Annotated in this window: 19 protein-coding genes and 1 tRNA gene; 11 read left to right on the top strand and 9 right to left on the bottom strand. The window is 58.3% G+C overall.

Going from position 1 to position 21,746, the window contains the following annotated elements; translation table 11 throughout:
* Positions 1-27: 27 nt before the first annotated feature.
* The 3 genes from N655_RS17280 to N655_RS0104565 are packed head-to-tail and all read left to right on the top strand — an operon-like array spanning position 28 to position 2,151.
* Positions 28-996 (top strand): glycosyltransferase family 2 protein, encoded by a 969-nt coding sequence (locus N655_RS17280; RefSeq protein ID WP_044933972.1) that lies wholly within the window; start codon positions 28-30, stop codon positions 994-996.
* Entirely contained in the window at positions 965-1,573 is a 609-nt protein-coding gene (locus N655_RS0104570; RefSeq protein ID WP_044933970.1) for an SIS domain-containing protein, read from the top strand. The genes N655_RS17280 and N655_RS0104570 overlap by 32 nt, the downstream gene beginning before the upstream one ends.
* On the top strand, positions 1,570-2,151 hold the full coding sequence (locus N655_RS0104565) for a D-glycero-alpha-D-manno-heptose-1,7-bisphosphate 7-phosphatase (RefSeq protein ID WP_044933968.1): 582 nt from the start codon (positions 1,570-1,572) through the stop codon (positions 2,149-2,151). Before N655_RS0104570 ends, N655_RS0104565 begins: the two co-directional genes overlap by 4 nt.
* Here the strand turns inward: N655_RS0104565 and N655_RS0104560 are convergent.
* Genes N655_RS0104560 through N655_RS0104550 form a run of 3 tightly spaced genes read right to left on the bottom strand, consistent with a single transcriptional unit; the run spans position 2,112 to position 4,638 of the window.
* Entirely contained in the window at positions 2,112-2,858 is a 747-nt protein-coding gene (locus N655_RS0104560; RefSeq protein WP_026442043.1) for a transaldolase, read from the bottom strand. The genes N655_RS0104565 and N655_RS0104560 overlap by 40 nt on opposite strands.
* Positions 2,855-3,661 (bottom strand): WecB/TagA/CpsF family glycosyltransferase, encoded by an 807-nt coding sequence (locus tag N655_RS17275; RefSeq protein ID WP_049961249.1) that lies wholly within the window; start codon positions 3,659-3,661, stop codon positions 2,855-2,857. Before N655_RS17275 ends, N655_RS0104560 begins: the two co-directional genes overlap by 4 nt.
* Positions 3,658-4,638, bottom strand: a complete 981-nt coding sequence (locus N655_RS0104550; RefSeq protein WP_026442042.1) for a glycosyltransferase family 2 protein — start codon at positions 4,636-4,638, stop codon at positions 3,658-3,660. The genes N655_RS17275 and N655_RS0104550 overlap by 4 nt, the downstream gene beginning before the upstream one ends.
* 266 nt (positions 4,639-4,904) lie before the next feature.
* Between N655_RS0104550 and N655_RS0104545 the strand changes: the two genes are divergently transcribed.
* From N655_RS0104545 to N655_RS17270, 8 genes are read left to right on the top strand one after another with little or no spacing between them, the layout of a single operon-like run.
* Entirely contained in the window at positions 4,905-5,900 is a 996-nt protein-coding gene (locus N655_RS0104545) for an NAD-dependent epimerase/dehydratase family protein (protein ID WP_044933966.1), read from the top strand.
* Positions 5,893-6,624, top strand: coding sequence for a nucleotidyltransferase family protein (locus tag N655_RS0104540; protein ID WP_026442040.1), 732 nt, complete (start codon positions 5,893-5,895; stop codon positions 6,622-6,624). The genes N655_RS0104545 and N655_RS0104540 overlap by 8 nt, the downstream gene beginning before the upstream one ends.
* Positions 6,621-7,607, top strand: coding sequence for a GHMP family kinase ATP-binding protein (locus tag N655_RS0104535; RefSeq protein ID WP_026442039.1), 987 nt, complete (start codon positions 6,621-6,623; stop codon positions 7,605-7,607). The genes N655_RS0104540 and N655_RS0104535 overlap by 4 nt, the downstream gene beginning before the upstream one ends.
* Positions 7,608-7,617: 10 nt before the next feature.
* Entirely contained in the window at positions 7,618-9,864 is a 2,247-nt protein-coding gene (locus tag N655_RS0104530; RefSeq protein ID WP_026442038.1) for a GumC family protein, read from the top strand.
* A complete protein-coding gene (locus N655_RS0104525) occupies positions 9,854-10,756 on the top strand; it encodes a polysaccharide biosynthesis/export family protein (protein WP_162173486.1) in 903 nt (300 codons plus the stop codon). The genes N655_RS0104530 and N655_RS0104525 overlap by 11 nt, the downstream gene beginning before the upstream one ends.
* The gene (locus N655_RS0104520) at positions 10,743-12,047 is read left to right on the top strand and encodes an O-antigen ligase family protein (protein WP_026442036.1); all 1,305 of its coding nucleotides are present in this window, start codon (positions 10,743-10,745) and stop codon (positions 12,045-12,047) included. The genes N655_RS0104525 and N655_RS0104520 overlap by 14 nt, the downstream gene beginning before the upstream one ends.
* Positions 12,044-13,171: an acyltransferase family protein gene (locus N655_RS0104515; protein ID WP_026442035.1), complete on the top strand. Its 1,128-nt coding sequence runs from the start codon at positions 12,044-12,046 to the stop codon at positions 13,169-13,171. The genes N655_RS0104520 and N655_RS0104515 overlap by 4 nt, the downstream gene beginning before the upstream one ends.
* On the top strand, positions 13,172-14,320 hold the full coding sequence (locus N655_RS17270; RefSeq protein ID WP_044933964.1) for a glycosyltransferase: 1,149 nt from the start codon (positions 13,172-13,174) through the stop codon (positions 14,318-14,320). It abuts the gene before it with no gap.
* A 7-nt stretch (positions 14,321-14,327) separates the two neighbouring features.
* On the opposite strand, the gene N655_RS0104505 is transcribed toward N655_RS17270, so the two are convergent.
* From N655_RS0104505 to N655_RS0104480, 6 genes are all read right to left on the bottom strand, one after another.
* Positions 14,328-16,793, bottom strand: coding sequence for a 2-oxoglutarate dehydrogenase E1 component (locus N655_RS0104505; RefSeq protein WP_349509466.1), 2,466 nt, complete (start codon positions 16,791-16,793; stop codon positions 14,328-14,330).
* A 268-nt stretch (positions 16,794-17,061) separates the two neighbouring features.
* A complete protein-coding gene (secG, locus tag N655_RS0104500) occupies positions 17,062-17,355 on the bottom strand; it encodes a preprotein translocase subunit SecG (protein ID WP_026442033.1) in 294 nt (97 codons plus the stop codon).
* Between the two features lie 35 nt (positions 17,356-17,390).
* Positions 17,391-17,475, bottom strand: a tRNA-Leu gene (locus N655_RS0104495).
* Positions 17,476-17,590: 115 nt separating this feature from the next.
* Positions 17,591-19,309, bottom strand: coding sequence for an acyl-CoA carboxylase subunit beta (locus N655_RS0104490; protein ID WP_026442032.1), 1,719 nt, complete (start codon positions 19,307-19,309; stop codon positions 17,591-17,593).
* 134 nt (positions 19,310-19,443) lie between these two features.
* The gene (gene recA / locus N655_RS0104485; RefSeq protein WP_044935210.1) at positions 19,444-20,523 is read right to left on the bottom strand and encodes a recombinase RecA; all 1,080 of its coding nucleotides are present in this window, start codon (positions 20,521-20,523) and stop codon (positions 19,444-19,446) included.
* A gap of 184 nt (positions 20,524-20,707) precedes the next feature.
* Positions 20,708-21,697: an ROK family protein gene (locus N655_RS0104480; protein ID WP_049961248.1), complete on the bottom strand. Its 990-nt coding sequence runs from the start codon at positions 21,695-21,697 to the stop codon at positions 20,708-20,710.
* Between the last annotated feature and the right edge of the window lie 49 nt (positions 21,698-21,746).

The following is a 21,746-nucleotide window of genomic DNA, read 5'->3' as shown; positions in this document are numbered from 1 at the left end:
AATTCCACCCATGAAGGAAAAAGCAGATTGCCTGCTCGTCCGCTGGTAAGCGCGGTCATCCCAACCCGGGGGAGGCCGCAATGGATCGTACGCGCGGTAAGCAGCGCGCTGGCGCAAAGCTATGCTCCGGTTGAAGTCATCGTGGTGATCGATGGGCCGGATGAAATCACGGAGTGTGCAGTAAGGGAAATCTCTGCTCCTCGATTGCGGACCATCTCTTTGCGCGAAAACGTTGGTGGCGCGGAGGCGCGCAACATCGGAGTGCGTGCAGCTTCGGGTGAATGGATTGCTTTTCTCGATGATGACGACGAATGGTTTCCAGAAAAGCTGGAAAAGCAGATGCAGGCCGCTCTTTCATCTGGTGCGGAGTATCCGGTTGTGGGCTCGCGGCTGATCGCAGGTGGACGTGTCTTGCCGCGCAGGCTGTATCGTCGCGGTCAGGATGTAAGCGAATATCTCTTTTGCCGGAAAGGTCTCGCCTATGGCGATGGCATGTTGCAGACTTCAACACTGCTGGCAAAGCGGGAACTGCTGCTCGAAGTTCCGTTTCAGAGAGGACTGAAGCGGCACCAGGACTGGGACTGGTTGCTGAAAATCGCGCAGCGTAAAGACGTGGAGATTGTGATGCTGCCGGATGCGCTGACCGTCATGCAGATTGAAGGCGGCCAGCAAAGCGTCAGCAGCTCGGGGGACTGGCGCGTTTCTCTGGAGTGGGCGCGGGCCAACCGCGAACGCATGACCGCAAAGGCGTATTCATTTTTCATTGCGACAGAATGTGTGACGCGAGCGCGCAAAGCTGGCGCAGGGGCCGCTGCTTTCGCAGAGTTGTTTCGGGAGTGTTTCATGCGGGGGCGTCCGGGCCTTGGCCAAACGATCTTGTTTTTTCTCTTCCGTGTCTTTCCTGGAGAGAAGCGCAGGACGCTGCGAGGTCCATGCTACGGAAGGGCAGAGGAGCGGTTTCAGCATGACGAACTACACCGAGCGTTTTCTGGATGAAGTGCAGACCATCACGCGGCTTCTGGACAGAGAGAAGGTCGAAGAGATGGTTTCCCATTTGGCAGAGGTGCGCGAAAACGGCGGGCGCGTGTTCTTCCTCGGAGTGGGAGGGGGCGCGGGACACGCCAGCCATGCGGTGAACGACTTCCGTAAGATTGCCGGGATAGAGTGCTATGCGCCCAGCGACAACGTCTCCGAGTTGACCGCACGCATCAACGATGACGGGTGGGAGAGCTGCTATGCCAACTGGCTGCGCGGCAGCAGAATCCATGCTCGGGATGCGGTGTTTGTGTTTTCAGTTGGGGGTGGAAGCCGCGAGCGGAACATCAGCATGAACCTTGTGCGCAGCCTGGAGCTGGCGCAGCGGGTAGGCGCGCGTATTCTCGGCGTGGTTGGGCGCGATGGCGGACATACGGCGCAGGCTGCGGATGCCTGCATTGTCATTCCCACAGTTTCCGAGGACACCGTGACGCCGCTGGTGGAGGCATTTCAGGCGGTGGTATGGCACCTGATCGTTTCCCATCCCCGCTTAAAAGCAAATGAAATGAAGTGGGAATCAGAAATGGTGGTGGCATGAAGCGCGCCGTTTTTCTTGACCGCGACGGCACGCTCAACCGCAATGTCTGGAACCCGAAGACGCAAGCCTATGAATCGCCTCTTGCACCGGAACGGATGGAGTTGCTGCCTGGAGTTGTCCCGGCGCTGAAGCTGTTGCGCGATGCGGGTTACCTGCTGGTGCTGGTCTCTAACCAGCCGAATGCGGCCAAGGGCAAGGCAACCATGCAGACGCTGGATGCGATCCACGCAAGATTGGAAGCGCTTCTGCGAGAGCAGTCCCTCTTTCTGGATGCTGCTTATTATTGCTTTCACCATCCGGAATTTACCGGACCTTGTCTTTGCCGCAAACCATCGCCTTATTTCCTTTTTCAGGCGCGCGATCGGCTGGGAGTGCAGCTTGATGCATCCTGGATGATTGGCGACCGCATTACGGACGTGCACTGCGGCCTTGCAGCAGGCGTGAAGACAGTTTTTGTGTCCAGCCACGCTTCCGCAGGGACCACGGCCGATTTGGTCGCTGCGGACCTATGGGCCGCGGTGCAAAGGATTGTTGCGGATCAGGCCGTCAGCCCCACGGGTTTGCGCGTGTCAATGTGATACGCTGCGGCGCATGCGTCCCGGTAAAACATGTTTACCGTCTCCAGCGAATAGGCTTCCAGGTCTTTTCCAATCAGGTCGAGCTTGCTGAGGATGTCCGGGAGCAGCGTGATGATGTCACAGCCTGCCTCTTCGGCCTGAAAAATGTTGAGCAGCTCACGAGGGCTGGCCCAGAGTAGCTCTGCATCCGGCAGGGAGGCGGTAATGCGCGCAGCCTGGCGCATGATGGGGACCGGGTCTACTCCGGTGTCTGCAATTCTGCCGGCAAAAACAGAGATGATGGCCGGGGTCGAGGGATGCAGGCAGGCCGCAACCTGTTCTACCTGGTTGACCGTAAGAAGGGCGGTCACGTTCAGCTGCACACCGGCCCGTGAGAGGTTTTGCAGGACCGGTCCGAGAAAGGCACCCCAGCTATTTGTAACCGGAACTTTTACATATACGTTCGGTCCCCAGCCTGCGATGGCCAGGGCCTGCTCTTCGATGGTCTCCGGATCATCGGCCAGAACCTCAAAGGAGATGGGACGGTCAGGGATGACCCGCACCAGTTCGCGGCCAAAGGCCTCGTAGTCCAGGACGCGGGCCTTGCGCATCAGTGTAGGGTTGGTGGTGAAGCCCTGGATGCGAGGGTCCGCGGACCATGCCAGCAGGCTGCTGAAATCGGCCGCATCGCAAAACAATTTGATGTTGAGATGTTCGAGGGAGGTCATGATTTTGTGTGCAACTCCGGGAGCAACTGGCAGAAGTCTTTCGGGAAGAACCTCTGCCTGAGAACGAGATAGAGAAAATAGGGGTTTCCGAGGAGATAGCGGCGCCAGAGGCGGCGCGGTTCAAGCAGGAGGCGGTAAAACCACTCCAGGCCTGTCCGGTGCGTCCATCTGGGAGCGCGGCGGCGTAATCCTGCCTGTGTGTCCAACGCCGCACCCACTGACAGGACTGCACCTACGGGCAGCGACCGGCAGATCTCATGCATCCATAGCTCCTGCTTCGGAGCGCCAAAGGCCACGAAGAGCAGATCGGGCCGGGCCGCGGCAATCAGGTCCTGGATCCGTGAATTTTCTTCCCTGCAGGATTCAAAGCCCATCGGCGGACAATATGTGCCGGCGACCTTCAGTCCGGGATATTTGCGTTGCAGCTTCCGGGCCGCCAGGCGCGCAGCCATGGGCAGACCGCCGAGCAAAAAAATACTGAGGCCATGCAGGGCGGCTTGTCTGCAAAGCTCTTCCATCAGATCGCCTCCTGTCACTCGCTCCGGCAGGGAATGACCGAGGATGCGTGACGCCAGGACCACGGACATACCATCGGGGACATTCAGGTCGGAAGCGCGCAAAGCTTCTGCAAAACGGGCATGTTTTTGGGCCAGAGTCATCAGGTGAGCATTGGGCCCCATGATGAGCATAGGCTGCGGACCGCGTGGCGCAAGGAGCCTGCCCAGGACCATGGCTGCTGCTTCTCGCAGCGTGGTATGGTCTACAGGGACACCTGCGATGGTGAAGCGTGGGCTGCTTTTCATGGCCAAAAGAGCTCCATGCTGCGGTAGAAAACATCGGGTGAAATGCCGTTTGCAATCTTTCCCAAGGGCAGCAACTCTTCCCGAATGCGCTGGAGAAGATATCCGGGTGAGGAAAGAAATGACCGGCCCAGGCTCGCCACCGCCCGAAGGTAGCGATTTGCCGCCAGGTGCATGTTCAGGTGGCGAAGGTGCTGCTTGGCAGCAAACCGTCTGTCTGAGATTTGGGCCTGCAACAGTGGCGCAATCTGGCTGAGCGGCTGCGGGGTCTTTCCGATTAAGTGAGAGACAAGCAGATATTGAATGTAGAGACCGTGCAGTTCCTGTGTATAGGAATGTTGTGAGCTGATGCTGCTCGTGTTGTGCCGGAACCCGACCAATACTTCCGGGACCAGGTAAATCTCATATTGCAAGGCCATCCGCCACCACAGGTCTGCGTCTTCAGCGTGAAGCAGATTTCGATATCCCCCCAGGGCCAGCGTCTTCTGAACATTCAGGGCCACAGAAGGATGGCAGATGGAAAGCAGGTAGCCAGACTGCACAATCTGGCGGAGCTGCTGCGGTGTGCCGCGCGTGCAGCGAAAGTGGCCCAGACTATGGTCCGGGGGATAATACTCGGCCAGCGAATAAAACATGCCCGCGTCCGGATGCTCTGCGATGGCATCGAGCAGGCGCGCCAGGCGCGTAGGGTGAGATACGTCATCGGCATCCTGCCGCACCAGCCATGGTGTTTCCGCCTCGCGCAGCATCCGGTTGAGCGTATAAGCCAGACCGCAGTGGACCTGCGGAATGACCCGAAGACGGGGATCGCGGACTGAGAGAAGATATTCGAGGCTTTCGTCCCTGCCGCCGTCAACGATGGCAAGAATCCGGAAGTTGGTTGCTGTCTGCGAGAGCAGGCTTTCGACCGCCTCGGGCAGATAAGGCATCGCATTGCAGACAGGCAGACCAACAGTAATCGAGCAATCCTGCACGGCCACTCCTCAATGCCTTTCTGCGCGCAGGCATGTCGGTTGAAAAACAACACAGACGGGGCCAAGGCCAGAAAAGGCAACAAAGTAAAAAAGATAAATTTAACTCGTAAGTTAGCTGTTATATATCGCGGTGGCCCCATTGCTAGTCAAGCAAATCACTCTGCGCGGGCAAACTTACGTAATGTTTTTCGTCGAAGTTATCTCTGCTAAGTTGCTTTTACTAACAAGCTACAAACTTGGCGCAGCTTGTCTGCGCTTGAGGAATTTCGCCTATGTCTGTTTCTCCCCCATACAACGGCGGCGGAAGAAAATATTTCCTTGTGGGCGGGGCCGGCTTTCTTGGCAGCCACTTTGCAGACGCACTACTCAGCAATGAGAGCGTGGCTGCAGTCACGGTCTACGACAATCTTTCTTCTGGACGGGAGTGGCACTTTCACCATCATCTGGAGTCCCCTCGCTTCCGCTTCGTGCAGGGAGAGGCCGCGGACCTGGCATTGCTTTCACACGAAATGGCAGGACATGATGTGGTCCTGCATCTTGCATCCAACCCTGAGATCGCCCGAGCCGCAAGCGATCCAGAGATCGATTTCCGCCAAGGCACAGCACTGACCAGCAATGTGCTGGAAGCGATGCGTCGCACCGGAGTGCCGCGCCTGCTCTACGCATCCGGGAGCGGTGTCTATGGCGATACGGGACCCAGGAGCGTGAGTGAGGAGCAAGGTCCCTGGTTTCCTGTCTCTACTTACGGCGCCAGCAAGCTGGCGGGGGAAGCCATGGTCTCTGCTTACTGTTCTATGTTTGGAATGACTGCGCGTGCTTTCCGCTTTGCCAATGTTGTGGGGGCGCGACAGACACATGGCGTGGGGTTCGACTTTGTCCGCAAACTGAGGGAAAATCCGCGTCTGCTGCGCATCCTTGGCAATGGAAGGCAAAGCAAGCATTACATCCATGTTTCTGATGTTGTGGACGCCGTTCTGTGTGTGGAAGAGCGCTGCCATGAGGCCTTCTCTGTCTTCAATGTCGCTACACAGGATGCCATCACCGTAACGGAAATTGCTCATCTTGCTGTGCAATGCCTCAAGCTGGATGCCATGCCCGAGTTTGAGTATTCAGGCGGAGACCGGGGCTGGAAGGGCGATGTGCCGGTTGTGCGTTTAAACACAGAGAAAATCCAGCGGCTCGGATGGAGTCCTCGATTTACCAGCTATGAAGCCATGCAGCGTTCGCTCCTGGAAATCCTGAAGGAAGAAAGGCTGTGCTATGCCTGAGGCGCTGCCCAGACTCGCACTTCTTGCCGGCGGACTGGCCACCCGCCTGGGAGCGCTGACGCGATCTATTCCAAAGTCACTGCTTCCGGTTTGTGGAGAGCCTTTCCTTGCCCACCAGCTACGATTACTGGCTGCGCATGGGGTGCGCGAGGTCGTCCTCTGTATTGGCCATCAGGGAGAGCAGGTCCGGAGTTTTGCTGGCGATGGGTCCCGTTTCGGTTGCAGGATTTTCTATTCTCACGACGGAGATGCTCCACTGGGCACGGGCGGGGCCTTGCGCCGCGCACTCCCTTTACTGGGGGAGGAGTTTTTCGTTCTTTACGGGGACAGCTATCTGACGGCTGGCTTTGCTGCGGCTTGGAACGACTTTCTGTATTCCGGAAAACCGGCGCTGATGACCATCTTCCGCAATGAAGGCAGATGGGATGCCAGTAATGTTGAGGTCCGCGAGGGAAGGATCGTTCGCTACAGCAAAAGCTGCCGGACAGACGGGATGCAGTACATCGATTATGGTCTGAACATTCTGCGTGCCGAGGTGTTGCAGGCCTGGCCGGAGGGCGCCTGTTTTGATCTGGAAGAGGTCATGGGCCGTCTGGCCGCACAAGGACTGCTGGCTGCGCATGAAGTAGATGGACGGTTCTATGAAATCGGCTCCTTTGAGGGGCTGCGCATGACAGAAGAGTATCTGGCCCGGAATCTGTTGTCTCCAGGAGTGGCGGGATGATTCTCACACGCACACCCCTGCGGATTTCCATTGGCGGCGGCGGTACGGACCTTCCTTCGTATTACCGGGAGTTTGGCGGCTTCGTGATCTCTGCTGCCATTAACAAGTATGTCTATATCAGCATCAACAAGAGTTTTCTTCCGGGATACTTCCTCAAATATTCCGAAATGGAACATGTCCAGAGCTGTGAGCAGATCCGGCACCCGCTCTTTCGCGAAGCCCTGACCCTGCATGAAACGCCCTATCCACTGGAGATCGTCAGCATTGCGGATGTTCCGGCCGGGACCGGGCTAGGCTCTTCCGGGACATTTACCGTCGGACTTCTTCATGCGCTGTATGCCTATGAGCGTAAGCGCGTGACTGCCGAAGACCTGGCCCGAGAAGCCATCGAAATTGAGATGAACCGGCTGCAGGAGCCGGTAGGCAAGCAGGACCAGTACATTGCAGCTTATGGAGGACTGCTGTGCCAGGAATATCGCACAGACGATTCTGTGCATGTTTTTCCTCTGCATCTGAGTGAGACCACGCTGCGGGAGTTGCGCGATTCCCTCATGCTTTTCTTTGTAGGGCAGACGCGCTGCGCCTCCTGCCTGCTGGCCGACCAGAAAAAGCGCTCTGAGCAGCGAGATCCGGAGATGCTCAAAGACCTGCACTTCGCCCGGCAGCTGGGAGAAGAGATCCGAAGTGTCCTTGAATCCGGGCAGGTGGGTCAGTTCGGCAGGTTGATGCATGAACACTGGCTGCGCAAGCGCAAGCGTTCGCCGGGCATGACCAGTAGTCGCATTGACTCCCTGTACGAAGTTGCGCTGAGCAAGGGAGGAGCGACCGGCGGGAAGCTGGTCGGTGCAGGAGGCAGCGGGTTCCTGTTGTTTCACACGCAGGACAGAAACCGTCTCCGCACCGTTCTGGCAGAGGCCGGGGCGCACGAGATGGAATTCAGCTTTGATTTTGATGGCTCTGTTGTGATGATGCGGAATGCCTGAGACAACACCAATGAGCGCCCTGCCAGGAGTGGACCTGCGCGCCCTACGGGATGAGGAGGCTTCTCCTGCGCAGATGTTTGCCATTCTGAAGCAGAGGCGCAGGACATTTTTTGTTGTCTTTGGTGCCTGTATGCTTGCCGCGGCCCTCTACTGTGCGCTGGCCACGCGCCGCTATCAGGCCATTGGGCAGATCCAGGTCCAGAAAGAGACCCTGGGATCTTTTGGTTTGGACGAAAGCGTGCTGGGTGGAGCGGACGCACCGACCTCCGATGCGCTTGACTACAATGTGACCCTGCAGACTGAGGCCAGGATCCTCCAGTCTGACTCGCTGGCCTTGCAGGTCATCCGAGAGCTTCATCTGGAGACGACGCAGGACTTCTTTCCCCCGAAAAAAGATCAGTGGGGCCTTCCCTCCTGGCTGTTTTTCTGGAAGAAGCCGCTGGAGCCTCTCACGGTGGGGCTGGACCAGGCGCCGGACCGCAGATATGCGGCCCTCAAGAGATTCGCCTCGCATTTGAAGGTTGAGCCCATCACGGGGACCCGTCTGATTGAGGTGCGTTATTCCAGCCCGGACCCGAAGCTGGCGGCCGCCGTGGTCAACCACCTCATCGCGGCTTTGATGGAATATTCGTATCAGTCCCGTTTTGCGGCTACCTCGCAGGCCTCTCAATGGCTGTCAGCGCAGCTGGACGATCTCCGTGGACAAACGGAGCGTCTCCAGGCCAAAGCGCTGATGCTGGAGCGCGATACCGGCGTGTATGGCGAGGACGAATCGCACAACATTGTTCTGGCGAGACTGGAAGCTCTGAACCAGGCATGGGCCGAGGCAGAGTCCAACCGCATCCTGAAAGAATCCATCTACCGCGCTGCCAGCAGCGGAGACCCGGAGCTGATTTCCGGTCTTGGCGGAAACGCCGCCGCAGGCAGCATTCCCTCCATGGCCAATTCTCTTGGTCTGCTCCAGAGCCTGCGCAGTCAGGAGGCCACAGTCAGGGCAGAGCTGGACCAGGACCGGGTACGGTATGGGCAGAACTATCCGCGCATTGCTGAACTACAGGCCGAATGGAACAGCATACAGAAGGCCATCCAGGAGGAAGTCCACCGCATCGGAGAGCGGGCACGCACGGATTATGAGATTGCCCGGCGCGCAGAAGTTGATGCACACACTGCCTTTGAAAAACAGAAGAGACTGGCCGGCGATCTGAACAACAAGGCCGTGGCCTTTGCCCTGGCAAAGCAGGAGGCAGAAGGGAGTCGTCAGGTTTATGAGAACCTTCTGGCCAAGCTGAAAGAGGCCGGCGTGCTTGAAGGTCTGCGGTCCACCAACATTACCGTGGTGAATCCTGCACGAGTTCCGTCGCCCGCACATCCGAAGAGCCCCAATGTCCTGCTCTGTTTTGCTGCGGCCCTCGTCATGGGTCTGTTCTCTGGCTCTGCGGCCGCCTTTGTGGAACACGCCGCGGACCATACCATCCGTTCCTTGGAAAGTGTGGAGAAGATGACGGGCGGGCCGGTGCTGGGGCTGGTACCTGTACCGGGCTGCGGACCAGCCATGACGAAGGCCCGGGCCTCAGACCAGATCATGACCATCCGCTATACAGACGCTCCCTTCGCCGAATCCCTGCGGATGCTTCGTACCACATTGATGCTTTCAAGAAGCAGCAACCCGCCGCAGGTCCTGCTGGTCACCAGTCCAGGCGCGGGTGAGGGCAAGAGCACCGTTTCTTTGGAGCTGGCTTCTGTGCTGGCCCAGCAGGGCGCGCGGGTGTTGCTGGCAGAGTGTGATCTGCGCCGTCCGGTCCTTTCTGGGCGCACCGGCGTCCAGTCTCGATCGGCCCTTAGTGCGGCCCTGTCCAATGAAGGGATCTCTCCGGCGCCGGAACCACTGCCGGAGATGCCGAATCTGGATGTTCTGCTCGGCGGGCCGGCACCTCCCTTCCCGGCAGAATTACTTGGTTCGCGCAGAATGCAGAATCTGGTGCAGCGTTGGAGAAATGAGTACGACTTCGTGGTATTGGATGGTCCTCCGCTACTGCCAGTGGCTGATGCTGCGGTCCTGCTCCGGCACTGTGATGCTGTGCTGCTTCTTTGCCGACATGGCCTTACGGAGAGACGAGCACTCAAGCGCGGCTGGGACACGCTGCTGCGCCATGCTCCGGCCGGTATGGTGATGGGGGCCGTGCTGAATGCTGTCCCGGAAGGTTCGTCTGACTTCTACGAATACTACGGATATCGGAGTAAAGGTCATGGGGCTTAGGACAGCGGCCCGCAGAGGCATATTGCTCGCACTCCTGTTCTGCTTTTCTGCTCTTTCCGCACGGGCTGCAGACAAAAAAGAAAGTCTGCGGATTTCCAGCGGTGATTTATTGCATGTCTCCGTTTTTCGCGAGCCGGACCTGGAGCAGCATGTGCGCGTGAGGGATTCGGGTGAAATTGATCTCGACCTGGTCGGTGCCGTCTCTGTGGTCGGACTCGTCCCGGGAGAAGCTGCGCTGAAAATTGCGCAGGCGTATGAACAGGGGAAGTATCTAAACCATCCCCAGGTCTCAGTGCTGATTGAAGAGTATGCGACGCAGCAGGTGTCTGTGCTGGGACAGGTGGCCCGCCCAGGTGCGGTCCCATTAATGACCTCACGCAGCCTTCTGGACGTACTTTCTCTCGCCGGAGGACTGACAGATGTCGCCGACCGGCACATCACGATCGAGCGCGGAGATAAAAGCGGGAGTCTGACGGTTTTTGTTCCAAACGATGCCTCGACCGATCTGAAAAATACGGTGATGGTCCATCCCGGAGATACCGTTCTGGTGCCGAAGGCAGGCGTGGTCTATGTGCTGGGTGATGTGGGACGTCCTGGCGGCTATGTGATGCAGGATGATGCAAAGCTTACTGTCCTGCAGGCCATCGCACTGGCTGCTGGCGCCAACCGCTCGGCAAAAGAAAATGCCGCACGCCTGCTGCGGAAGGTCCAGGGCCGATATCAGGAGCAGACCATTCCGCTGAAAGACATGGAACGAGGAAGCCAGCCGGACATGGAACTGGAAGCTGGCGACGTGCTTTACATTCCCTTCAGCATGGCCAGAAATGTTGTGGTAGGCGCATCGGGGATCCTTTCTTCCACCAGCTCGGCGGCCATCTATGCAGCGCGCTAAAGGCAAGCCCGGCATTGCGGAGGCAGGCTGCGTTTTGGTTCTGCTCTTCTTTGCCATGCAGGGGGCCATTCCGGGAATTGCTCCCAACCAGGCGGCGGAGATGACAAATGCCGCGGCGACTTCATGGATGAAGATTGCAGGCATCGGATCACAGCTTATCGTGGACGGCTGGATTGCTGCGCTGGTGGTCCATCAATGGCGGAGGCTTTACCGCCTGCGATTTGCTCTGCAATGGAGCGCAGTTTTTGCAACATGGGCGGCGCTCTCGTCCCTCTGGTCGCAGGACCCTGTAACTACAGCACGCCGCTCGATAGCATTTGTGCTGGCCTGTCTGTTCGGCCTGTACTTTGCGGCCAGATTTCCCGTGAGAAAGCAGCTCTTTCTCTTTTGCATGACGATGCTGGTTGCGGCCCTGGCCAGTTCCATACTTGCATGGACGGTCCCTTCCATCGGACTGGAGGCATCCACAGGCCACTTTGGAAACTGGCAGGGCATCTTTACCCAGAAGAATGCCTGCGGACGCGCAATGGTGTTTGCCATTGCAGCCATCTTTTCCTTTGGACGGCTGAATGTCATCCGTCTGGGGTGCCTGCTTCTGTTTACGGCCGTCCTGATCATGAGTGGATCGCGCGGTGCCTGGGCGATTGCCGCCGTGGTGCTGGGGCTCTATGTGTTCCTGCTGCTGCTGTTTCGATCTGCGCCTTCGGCCCGGACGATGCTGCTGGGCGTGGCGATCGTACTCGCTGTCGCAACTGCATGGGCAGCCTGGGTCTATTTCCCTCTGCTCGTGGCCCTGATGGGACGCGATGCGACACTTACCGGGCGCACGGCCATCTGGCAGCAGGTCTGGGAGGCCATCCTCAGACATCCGTGGTTGGGGTATGGTTTTTCAGCCTTCTGGCAGGGCCTGAAAGGGGAATCTTTTTACGTCATTCTTGCCCTGCGGTTCGTGCTGTTTCATGCGCACAATGGTTTTCTTGAGATATGGCTGGAGCTGGGCTTGCCCGGACTGTTCTTCTTTCTCCTCAGTTACCTCCGCGGCTGGAAAAAGCTGTGGCCGTTGCTGCTGCGGCGCCGTCTGCAGGAGTGTGCATGGATGCTTTTTGTGCTGGTCCTGGTCTTTCTCTATGACCTGGATGAAAATACGCTGCTCACCTTCAACGGCATGTTCTGGGTGCTCTATGTAGCGGCCCTGGCCAATATTGAGATCCTTGCGTCCGAAGAGCGCCTCCTGAAGCAAAGGCAAAAGTTCTTCTCACGACTCCATGTGCGGATGGCCCCGGCAGGATGAGCACCGCAACATCTGTCCTCAGCAAGCCAGCAACCGGCTTCTATCTTGCAGAGCTGGACGCCCTGCGTCTATTTGCCTTTCTGTGTGTCTACTTCTGCCATGCGGTGCCGGAGGCCTGGACACGAGTGCCGCTGATTGCCGGAATCAAAGATGCCGGCAACTTTGGCGTATGCCTCTTCTTTTTTCTGAGCGCGTATCTCATCACAGAGCTGCTGTGTCGCGAGCAGGCGCAGTTTGGGCGGGTCCATGTGCGCGCATTCTATCTCCGGCGTGTTCTGCGCATCTGGCCGCTGTATTACGGAATCACCGCAGGGTACGCAGTCGGGGGCCTCTTCCTTCACTCCCTGCGCATGGAAACAGGGAGGATTGCTGCCTATTTCCTGATGGCGGGAAACTGGTACATTGCGCTGCATCCCTGGGTCCGCACGCCTTTGCGCGCCCTGTGGAGCATTTCTGTGGAAGAGCAGTTTTATCTGGTCTGGCCTGTGCTAGGAAGGCTTGGAAACAGAAGCGCTTATGGCGCCGCCTCCTTAGTGCTCCTGCCGATCTCCTGGATGACCGTCCTGGTTGTCTCCGGCGGACCATTTGCGTACAACACAGTTTGGCTGAACAGCCTGGTGCAGTTTCAATACTTTGCCTGCGGCGCGTTGCTGGCGCTTGCGCTGCAAGGCAGAACTCCGGAATGGAGACCAGAAATGCGGCTGGCGCTGGCGCTGGCAGGTCTGGTCGCCTGGTGGACGGCCGCTTTTGCATTCCGCATCAAAAGGCCGCAAGCACATCCGTCTGCTTTACAGTTCCTTTTCGGATACATGCTGGTGGAGGTCGGATGTCTTTGCCTGTTTCTCGCAGTGCTGGAAGCAGGCCGGTGGCTTTTTCCACGCTGGGTGTTGTTTTTAGGAAGGATCTCTTTCGGACTTTACATGTTTCATGAAACGGCTTTCCTGTTGGTCGATGAGGCACAGAAGCGCCTTACGCACGGGGAGACAGCATGGCTGCTGGTTGTGAACAAAACGGCCGCCCTGGCTCTGACCATCGGATTGGCCTCAGCGTCGTATCGCTTTTATGAGGCCCCGTTCCTGCGCTTTAAACGGCGTCATGCATTTGTGCGCTCGGGGAATCGATAAATGCGAAAGGTCCTCATCTATCGCAACGAGCTGCTGCCTGGGTCAGAGACCTTTGTTCTGGCCCAGGCAGCGGCACTCAGCCGATATGTGCCCGTATTTGCCGGAGTAAGACGGGTCTTCTCTGGTCTTGATCTGGCGCCATACGCCGTCGCGACCGTTTCTGCTTCTGAGCGGCTGCGCGAAAAGCTGCTGCGGCGCCTCTTTTTCCAGACAGGACGCTCCGGCCGGCTGGAGGAAGAGATCGCATGGCAGCGGCCGAGCTTGGTCCATGCGCACTTTGCCGTCGATGCCTGCGCCATCCTGCCTATGGCCCGGCGCTGGCGTCTTCCTTTGCTGGTTACACTGCATGGCTATGACATTGGCTGCCATGACGCTGCGCTGCGCCGCTGGCCCGCAGGACGGACATATCTGCGCAGGCGCATGGAGCTATGGCAGTATGCAAGCCTGTTCTTCTGCGTTTCCAGCAATGTGCGTCGGCAGGCGCTTCTGCGCGGATTTCCGCCGGATAAGCTGTTTGTGCATCCGGTGGGGGTTGCCGTGGATCGGCCGGCGACCTCGGCAGAAGGACGAGAGAGGAGCACAATCCTGTTTGTGGGCAGGCTGGTTGAGAAAAAAGGATGCGCCGATCTGCTTCGCGCCATGCCGCTGGTCCTCAGGCAGGTTCCCGGGGCCAGGCTCGTCATTTTGGGGGACGGTCCACTGCGTAAAGTGCTGGAGCAGATGGCCGTCGCATTCAGAGGAAATGTTATTTTCCATGGCCATCAGCCGCATCAGCAGGTGAAGCAATGGATGCGCCGGGCCCGTGTACTGGTGGCCCCCAGCATCTGTGCCTCTGATGGCGACCAGGAGGGCCTGCCAACGGTTTTGTGTGAGGCGCAGGCGGCGGGCCTTCCTGTCGTGACATTCGCAACGGATGCAGTGCTGGAAGCGCTGCCAAAGAGGCTCAGAGGTTTCATGCCGCCCGAGCGCGAGATCGCCGAACTGGCAGAAACCATCGTGCGCTTTGTTCTCGATGACGCGCTTTGGCAATGTGCACATGTGCAGGGAAGGCGATACATCGAGGAGCATTTCGATCTCGCGCGGCAGACGCGCATCCTCGAAGAAAAATACGATGAGTGCCTGTCTCAATCGGCACAGGCACTCTCCTGAGGAAGCACTATCGCTGGCCGGCCTTTTCCCGGAGTCCCGGTCCCAAAGCAAGCTCAATCAGCGTTTTCTGCTCCATCTCATGGGCCTTGGCCGATCCAGTGGCGGGACTGGCGGCGGCGGAGCGCTTGATGCTCAGCACCTGACGGTCGCGCGCCAGACGCTTCAAGCGGGGCATCACGAAAGAGAGTGCTCCCATGTTCTCCGGCTCTTCCTGCACCCAGATGACTTCATGGGCGTCGGGGTGGGCCTTGATGGCGGTCTCCAGTTCTGCCTCGGGCCAGGGATAGAGCTGCTCAACAAAGATAATGCCCGTGGTGCTGTCTTTGCGCTTTTCGCGCTCGACCCGCAGCTCGTGACCGATTTTTCCGGTACAGATGAGCAGGCGCTTTGCATCGGTGATCTTGGTTTCCGGCAGCACATTCTGGAAGTGCGGCCGGGTCAGGTCCTCGATCGGGGAGACCGCATCCGGATGGCGCAGCATACTCTTTGGCGTAAAGACAATCAAAGGCTTGCGCCATTTGCGCAAGGCCTGCCGCCGCAGCAGATGGAAATATTGCGCAGCCGTGGAGGGCTGGCAGATCTGCATATTGTCATGCGCGGCCAGTTGCAGATAGCGCTCCATGCGTGCGCTGGAGTGCTCCGGCCCCTGGCCTTCGTAGCCGTGCGGCAACAGCACAACCACGCCGGCCAGCAGCCCCCATTTGTCTTCGCCGGAAGAGATGAATTGATCAATGATGATCTGCGCACCATTGGCAAAATCGCCAAATTGCGCCTCCCACATCACCAGCGCTTCCGGATAGTCACGGCTGTAGCCATATTCATAGCCCAGCACCGCAGCCTCAGAGAGCACCGAATTGTAGACCTCAAACTTCGCCTGGTTTTCTGTGAGATGGTTGAGCGGTAGATAGCTCTGTTCGTTTTCGACATCAATCAGCACGCTATGACGCTGGTTAAAGGTGCCACGCTGGCTGTCCTGACCGCTGAGGCGGACGGGGACCCCGGCCTTCAACAATGAGCCAATCGCGACGGCCTCTGCCATCCCGTAATCGAACGGCAGTTTCCCCTCGCCCATCTTCCGGCGCTGTTCCAGAAGCTTCTGGATCTTGGGATGCACATGAAATCCATCCGGTGTTTTGGTGAGGGCTTCTGTGATTTCTCCGATCTCCTGTGCGCTCAGCCCCGTTTCGACCTCGTACTCTGGTTGATATTTGCCGCCCTTAAACTGCGACCAGTAGTCCGGCAGCACGGCCAGCACGGGCATTTTCTTCATCTTTGTGGCGGTGCGCTGCGCTTCAGCAAATTCGGTCTGTAGCTCCTTCACGCGGGCACTGACATCGGCCCCCAGCTTTCTGGCATAGATTTCATAGAGTGGAGGATGGTCTTTGATCTTTGCGTAGCGAAGAGGTTGTGTGATCGTGGGATCGTCCACTTCGCTGTGTCCGTGACGGCGATACCCGATCAGGTCAATCACAACATCGCTCTTGAAGGTATACCGATATTCGGCGGCCAACGCAGCCACCCGCACCACCGCATCCGGATCTTCCGCGTTGACGTGGAAGATGGGGATGGGCAGACGCTTGGCGATGTCCGACGAGTAGCGCGAAGAATTTGACTCTTCCGGCTCAGCAGTAAAGCCAAGCAGATTGTTTACGATGATGTGGATGCTGCCGCCCACAGAGAAGCCTTGTACATTGGACAGGTTCAGTGTTTCGGCCCAGATGCCCTGTCCGGCAAAGGCAGCATCGCCGTGGATGGCAATCGGAAGCACCCGGTCCACGCCCTCGGCCCCGTAACGGGCCTGTTTGGCGCGGGCACGGCCCATCACAACTGGGTCCACAGCCTCCAGATGGCTGGGATTTGAGACCAGGTGCAGCGCCAGGGCCTTGCCGTCCCGTGCGCGAAAGACGCCCGTGGCGCCTACGTGATACTTCACGTCTCCCCCGCCAAGGATGCTTCTGGGATCTACATCTTCAAATTTTGAAAAAATATCTGCCGGGGACTTGCCGAAAGTGTTGACCATCACACTGAGGCGTCCACGATGGCTCATTCCCATGACGGCCTTTTCTGCACCAAGTTCGGCTGAGCGGTTCAGCAGTTCATCCAGAAACGGAATCAGCGCAGTCACGCCTTCCAGAGAGAAGCGTTTGGTCCCCAGGTAGCGCGATTGAATCACCTGCTCAAAAATATCGGCCTTGAGCAGCAGGTCCAGAATGCGCTTCTGGTCTGGCTTTGCCGCTTCTGATTCCATACGCTCGGCGATCCACTGCCGGCGCTCGCGGTAAGGAATATGCATGAATTCGGCGGCAATCGTTCCGCAGTAGCAGCGGCGGGCCTCTTCTGCATCTTCACCTTCGTAATCAAGATCGGGAACAGGTTCGGGGGTGAGGTATTGTCCGAGAGGGTCAAGCTGCGCCTGGAGGTGTCCCCAGCGCCGGAAGGCATCAAAGACTTCTTCGCGGTGTTTATGGTTCAAGTCAACTTCAGAAGGTACGGGTTCCAGCTTAGTAGCACTCATAAATGTCGGATCCGGAAATCCCGGCCCGGAAATTCAGATTGTCGGGGAAGATTTGCCCGGAAAGCGGCCAGAGATTTCATCATCTCTTTTATTTTACTGGTTTGAAGAGAAGACCGGGGCGGCTCAAGAGCCAACGAAGGTACCCATTTTTATTTTTAATGCCCATCATGGAACGGAAAAGGCAGGCCCAGAGGACCTGCCTTTCAAAATGCAGCCCGCAAAAAGACTATTTCTTTGCCGGAGTAGACTGCGTGGTCCCTGTTCCTTCCAGGACCGAATGTCCACCGGTGCGCTTCTGCATCAGGATCGTCAATCCAATGGAAGTCAGCATAAAAATCACTGCACACCAGGTGGTAATGCGCGTCAGCACATTGGCCGCCCCCCGCGGACCGAAGGCCGTCTGCGAGCCCTGGCCGCCAAATGCGCCGGCAAGATCAGCGCTCTTGCCCTGCTGGAGCAGAATGACGATGACCAGGAAAATACAGACCAGGACATGGATGGCTAAAACAAGATAGAACATAGTTGCTTTCAGGACCTCAGGGGCGACGGAACATTTGGTGCGGAAGGGGGGACTTGAACCCCCATGCCTTTCGGCGCCACCCCCTCAAGATGGTGTGTCTGCCAATTTCACCACTTCCGCACGGCAAAGCTCTTTAGAGACAGGAAGCTGCCTGCTTCCCTCAGTTATTGTACCCGCTTTCCGGATTCTATTCCAAATCCTCCGGAGCGGGCCTCAGGTCTTGGGTTGGTCCGGGTCAGGTCTGCAAAACTCCGGCGCGAAATACGGGAGCATCGGGATTCAAAGAAGCCGCCTCAAGCGCCAGCATCAGGGCCTCGCGTGTCTTTGCCGGATCAAGGATTGCATCCACCCAGAGGCGGGCAGCGGCGTAGCGGCAGTCGGTCTGCTCCTCATAGGTGGCCTTGATGGAAGCCAGCAGCTCTTCTTTTTCCTTCTCGCTGAGTTTTTTGCCCTCGCGCTCCAGTTGTCGCAGTTTGATTTCCACCAGGGTCTGGGCGGCCGAGCTGCCGCTCATCACCGCATAGCGTGCCGTGGGCCAGGCAAAAATAAAGCGTGGATCATAGGCCTTTCCGCACATGGCGTAATTGCCTGCTCCATACGATCCGCCCAGGATGACGCTGATCTTGGGGACCACCGAGTTGGAAACAGCGCTGACCATCTTTGCTCCCGAACGGATAATGCCGCTCCATTCCGCATCGCGTCCCACCATAAAGCCATTGACATCGTGGAGAAAAATCAGCGGCACAAGGTTCTGATTGCAGTCCATGATGAAGCGCGCCGCCTTGTCCGCGCTTTCAGAATAGATGACGCCACCAAATTCCATCCGCTTTTCCCCGGTATGGCTGGTCTGCGGCTGGGAGGTCTTCTGGTTGGCGACAATGCCTACGGCCGTCCCCCCGATGTGCGCATAGCCGCACAGAAGCGTGCGCCCATACTCGGGCCGGTATTCGTCGAATGCACTGCGGTCTACGAGGCGGGCGATGACTTCATGCATGTCATAGCCGCTGGCCGAGCCTTTTGCCGGATCAGGATCAAGCAGCGCATACAGGTCCGAGGCCGGATATCGGGGCGCATCCCTTTCCGGGTCAAACGGCGCGCGGGCAAAGGGAGCGCCCGGCCTTTGGCCGACTCTGGAGACAAGCGAGCGCAGCCGCGCAATACACAGGTGGTCATTGGGTTCTTTGTAGTCCACTGTGCCGGAGATCTGTGCGTGCATGGCCGCTCCGCCCAGCTCCTCGGCGGAATACTTCTGTCCGATGGCTGCCTGCACCAGCGCAGGGCCGGCCAGGAAGAGTCCGCTGCCTTCGGTCATCAGCACATGGTCCGTCATCACCGGAAGATACGCGCCTCCGGCCACGCACATGCCCATGATGGCCGTCATCTGCGGAATGCCCATCGCCGACATCACTGCATTGTTGCGGAAGATGCGTCCAAAGTCGTCCTGGTCCGGAAAGACATCTTCCTGCAGGGGCAAAAAGACACCCGCGGAATCCACCAGATACAGAGTGGGGATGCGGTTTTCCATCGCGATGGTCTGCGCGCGGATGACCTTCTTTGCCGTCATGGGGAAAAAGGCCCCGGCTTTGACCGTCGCGTCATTGGCGATAATCATGCACAGACGCCCGGCCACCCGCCCCAGTCCCGTGATCACGCCGGCCGCCGGGGCACCGCCCCACTCTTCATACATGCCGAAGGCGGCAAACAGCCCCAGTTCGAACAGGTCGGTTCCAGGATCGAGCAGCAGCGCAATGCGTTCCCGCGCTGTCAGGCGCTTTTTGGCGTGCTGCGCCTCGATGGCCTTTGCGCCTCCACCTTCGCGGATCTGCGCTTCCTGCGCGCGAATGCTGGCCACCAGGGCCGTCATGGCCGCAGTATGGCTCCTGGCCCGTGGACTGCCAGGGTCGAGTGTTGACGTAAGAACGTTGTTCAGCTTGGCTTCATCCGGTGCAGACATAGGAAACGGCCAAGGATATCAGATTTTAAGAACGTCCAGCTTCGATCATGAGTGGATGGGCGGCAAGAAAACTTCTGCGAAAACAGAAAAGGCAGGCTGTAGACGCCTGCCTCTGAAATCGACTGTCCAGAAAATCACTGCCGTCTCGCGCCCCGTACCGCTTCCTGCGCGGCGGTTGCACCGTTTACCGGGACGGGTGGGACTTCTGCCGGAGCGGGTGCGGCTATCTTAAGCTTCTGGCGCAGTTCAGCGTCAATGCGGGCAAAGGTTTCTTTGTTGTCTTTCAGGTACTGGCGTACATTTTCCCGGCCCTGACCGATGCGTTCGCCCGCATAGCTATACCATGCGCCGGACTTTTCGACGATATTGTTTGCTACCGCCAGGTCCAGAACATCGCCTTCACGCGAGATGCCTTCGCCATAAAGAATGTCGAACTCGGCCTCGCGGAAGGGTGCGGCCACCTTGTTCTTTACAATCTTGACCTTGGTCCGTGCGCCGACAACGTTTTCCCCCTCTTTGACCGCGGAGATACGCCGGATATCAATGCGTACAGAGGAGTAAAACTTGAGCGCGCGGCCTCCGGTCGTCGTTTCCGGATTGCCGAACATCACCCCGATCTTTTCGCGGATCTGGTTGATGAAGATCAGGCAGGTCCGTGATTTGGAGACCGTGCCCGTGAGTTTGCGCAACGCCTGCGACATCAGACGCGCCTGAAGTCCCACATGCGAGTCGCCCATCTCGCCGTCCAGTTCGGCCTTGGGGACCAGAGCTGCGACCGAGTCCACTACGAGGACGTCAATGGCACCGGAGCGGACCAGCGCCTCGGTGATTTCCAGCGCCTGCTCCCCGTAATCGGGCTGCGAGACAAGCAGGTTGTCCACATCCACGCCCAGCTTTTTCGCATAGACCGGATCCAGTGCGTGTTCAGCATCCACAAAGGCCGCCATCCCGCCTTGCTTCTGTGCTTCAGCAATGATCTGGAGCGTGACCGTAGTTTTTCCTGAGGATTCCGGACCAAAAATCTCAATCACGCGTCCCCGGGGCACTCCACCCACACCGAGTGCTGCGTCAAAGGAGATCGAGCCGGTAGAGATGGTGGAGACAGGCGCCACGGCCTCCTTGCTGCCAAGGCGCATAATTGAGCCCTTGCCAAACTGTTTCTCAATCTGTGAAAGCGCCAGTTCTACTGCGCGGGTACGGTCATCTGCTGCCACAATCCTTCTCCCATGCCCTGTGTTTTGCGCCTTTTCGCAGGGAAAATGCGCCAATTCTGCCCAAATTCTGTATGAAGTTGAGGCAATTCTAGCACTGAAACTCCGCGGGGCGGCCCGGGCGAACAAAAATCAAAAACTATAGTAACGTGCGGTTGCGGGCCAAGTCCACCACGAGGCAGGTTTTTTATGCAAAAAAGGGCAGCATGGCGGCCCCCAGAAGGCCCGAATCTGGCCCCAGCCGGGCCGGGACCACTGTCGTACGTCCTTTCTCAGGAATGCTGGGATCTGCAGGCTTTGTCAAACGATAGATATAGCTATGGGCCTCCATCGCGGCGAACATGGCGGGCGAAAAGAGGTCCCAGGCCGCCGCGACTCCTCCTCCTACCACATACAAAGGAAGATTCAGGGTGCTGACCAGGCTGGCCAGCCCGATGCCCAGTGCCTGTCCTACCTTTCGATAAATTTCTTCAGATTCCGCATCGCCCGCCCAGGCGCTTTCGGCCAGACTGCGTGCTGTTACCGGGTCTTGTCCATGGTGCGGGCCAGCCACGGCCAGGCTTCTTCCGGCCCGGGCAATGGCAGTGGCTGAGGCATACTGTTCCAGGCAACCCCGGCTGCCGCATCCACAGGGCAACCCGTCCAGGTATACAGGTACATGTCCCGCCTCGCCAGCCATTCCGGCAAAGCCATGCCAGACATGTCCGTCCAGAATGATGCCGCTTCCCACGCCTGTGCCCAGAGTCAACATGCAGAGCGACTGGGTCCCGAATGCCTTTCCGGCGCCGGCATGGCACTCAGCCAGTGCAGCGGCATTGGCATCACACTCCACAAGGACTGGAGATCCCAGCCTCCGCTCCAGTTCAGTCTTCAGTTCCAGCCCCTCAAAGCCGGGCAGGTTCGGCGGAGTCAGCAGCCGTCCTGAGGGAAGCTCAAGGGGCCCCGGACATCCAACTCCGGTACCAACCCATTCCCGACCAGATTGATGTTCCGCCACAAGCTGTCGGATGGCGGAGACCATATCCTGCAGCACGGCTTCTGGGCCGGCATCCACCCGGGTGGGCATGGAAATGGCGCTGAGACGTTCCCAGTCCTGAGTAAAAGCTGCAACCCGCAGACTGGTGCCGCCCAGGTCCACGCCGATGGAGAAGGTGTTCATGCCAGCCATAGTGTACATGATAACGTTATCGAGAGATACGCAGGAAAGCCCGGCATGGTTCCCCGGG

Origin of the sequence: Pseudacidobacterium ailaaui (assembly GCF_000688455.1) — a bacterium.
Taxonomy (GTDB): domain Bacteria; phylum Acidobacteriota; class Terriglobia; order Terriglobales; family Acidobacteriaceae; genus Pseudacidobacterium; species Pseudacidobacterium ailaaui.
This window is presented reverse-complemented; position numbering and strand designations above follow the sequence as displayed.

Bases quoted from the DNA above. Each gene is read 5' to 3' on its own strand.
- N655_RS0104570 (WP_044933970.1), top strand. From the start codon at position 965: ATGACGAACTACACCGAGCGTTTTCTGGATGAAGTGCAGACCATCACG.
- N655_RS0104565 (WP_044933968.1), top strand. From the start codon at position 1,570: ATGAAGCGCGCCGTTTTTCTTGACCGCGACGGCACGCTCAACCGCAAT.
- N655_RS0104560 (WP_026442043.1), bottom strand. From the start codon at position 2,858: ATGACCTCCCTCGAACATCTCAACATCAAATTGTTTTGCGATGCGGCC.
- N655_RS0104490 (WP_026442032.1), bottom strand. From the start codon at position 19,309: ATGTCTGCACCGGATGAAGCCAAGCTGAACAACGTTCTTACGTCAACA.
- N655_RS17270 (WP_044933964.1), top strand. From the start codon at position 13,172: ATGCGAAAGGTCCTCATCTATCGCAACGAGCTGCTGCCTGGGTCAGAG.
- N655_RS0104515 (WP_026442035.1), top strand. From the start codon at position 12,044: ATGAGCACCGCAACATCTGTCCTCAGCAAGCCAGCAACCGGCTTCTAT.
- N655_RS0104545 (WP_044933966.1), top strand. From the start codon at position 4,905: ATGTCTGTTTCTCCCCCATACAACGGCGGCGGAAGAAAATATTTCCTT.
- N655_RS0104480 (WP_049961248.1), bottom strand. From the start codon at position 21,697: ATGTACACTATGGCTGGCATGAACACCTTCTCCATCGGCGTGGACCTG.
- N655_RS17275 (WP_049961249.1), bottom strand. From the start codon at position 3,661: ATGAAAAGCAGCCCACGCTTCACCATCGCAGGTGTCCCTGTAGACCAT.
- N655_RS0104525 (WP_162173486.1), top strand. From the start codon at position 9,854: ATGGGGCTTAGGACAGCGGCCCGCAGAGGCATATTGCTCGCACTCCTG.
- N655_RS0104530 (WP_026442038.1), top strand. From the start codon at position 7,618: ATGAGCGCCCTGCCAGGAGTGGACCTGCGCGCCCTACGGGATGAGGAG.
- N655_RS0104535 (WP_026442039.1), top strand. From the start codon at position 6,621: ATGATTCTCACACGCACACCCCTGCGGATTTCCATTGGCGGCGGCGGT.
- N655_RS0104520 (WP_026442036.1), top strand. From the start codon at position 10,743: ATGCAGCGCGCTAAAGGCAAGCCCGGCATTGCGGAGGCAGGCTGCGTT.
- secG (WP_026442033.1), bottom strand. From the start codon at position 17,355: ATGTTCTATCTTGTTTTAGCCATCCATGTCCTGGTCTGTATTTTCCTG.
- N655_RS0104540 (WP_026442040.1), top strand. From the start codon at position 5,893: ATGCCTGAGGCGCTGCCCAGACTCGCACTTCTTGCCGGCGGACTGGCC.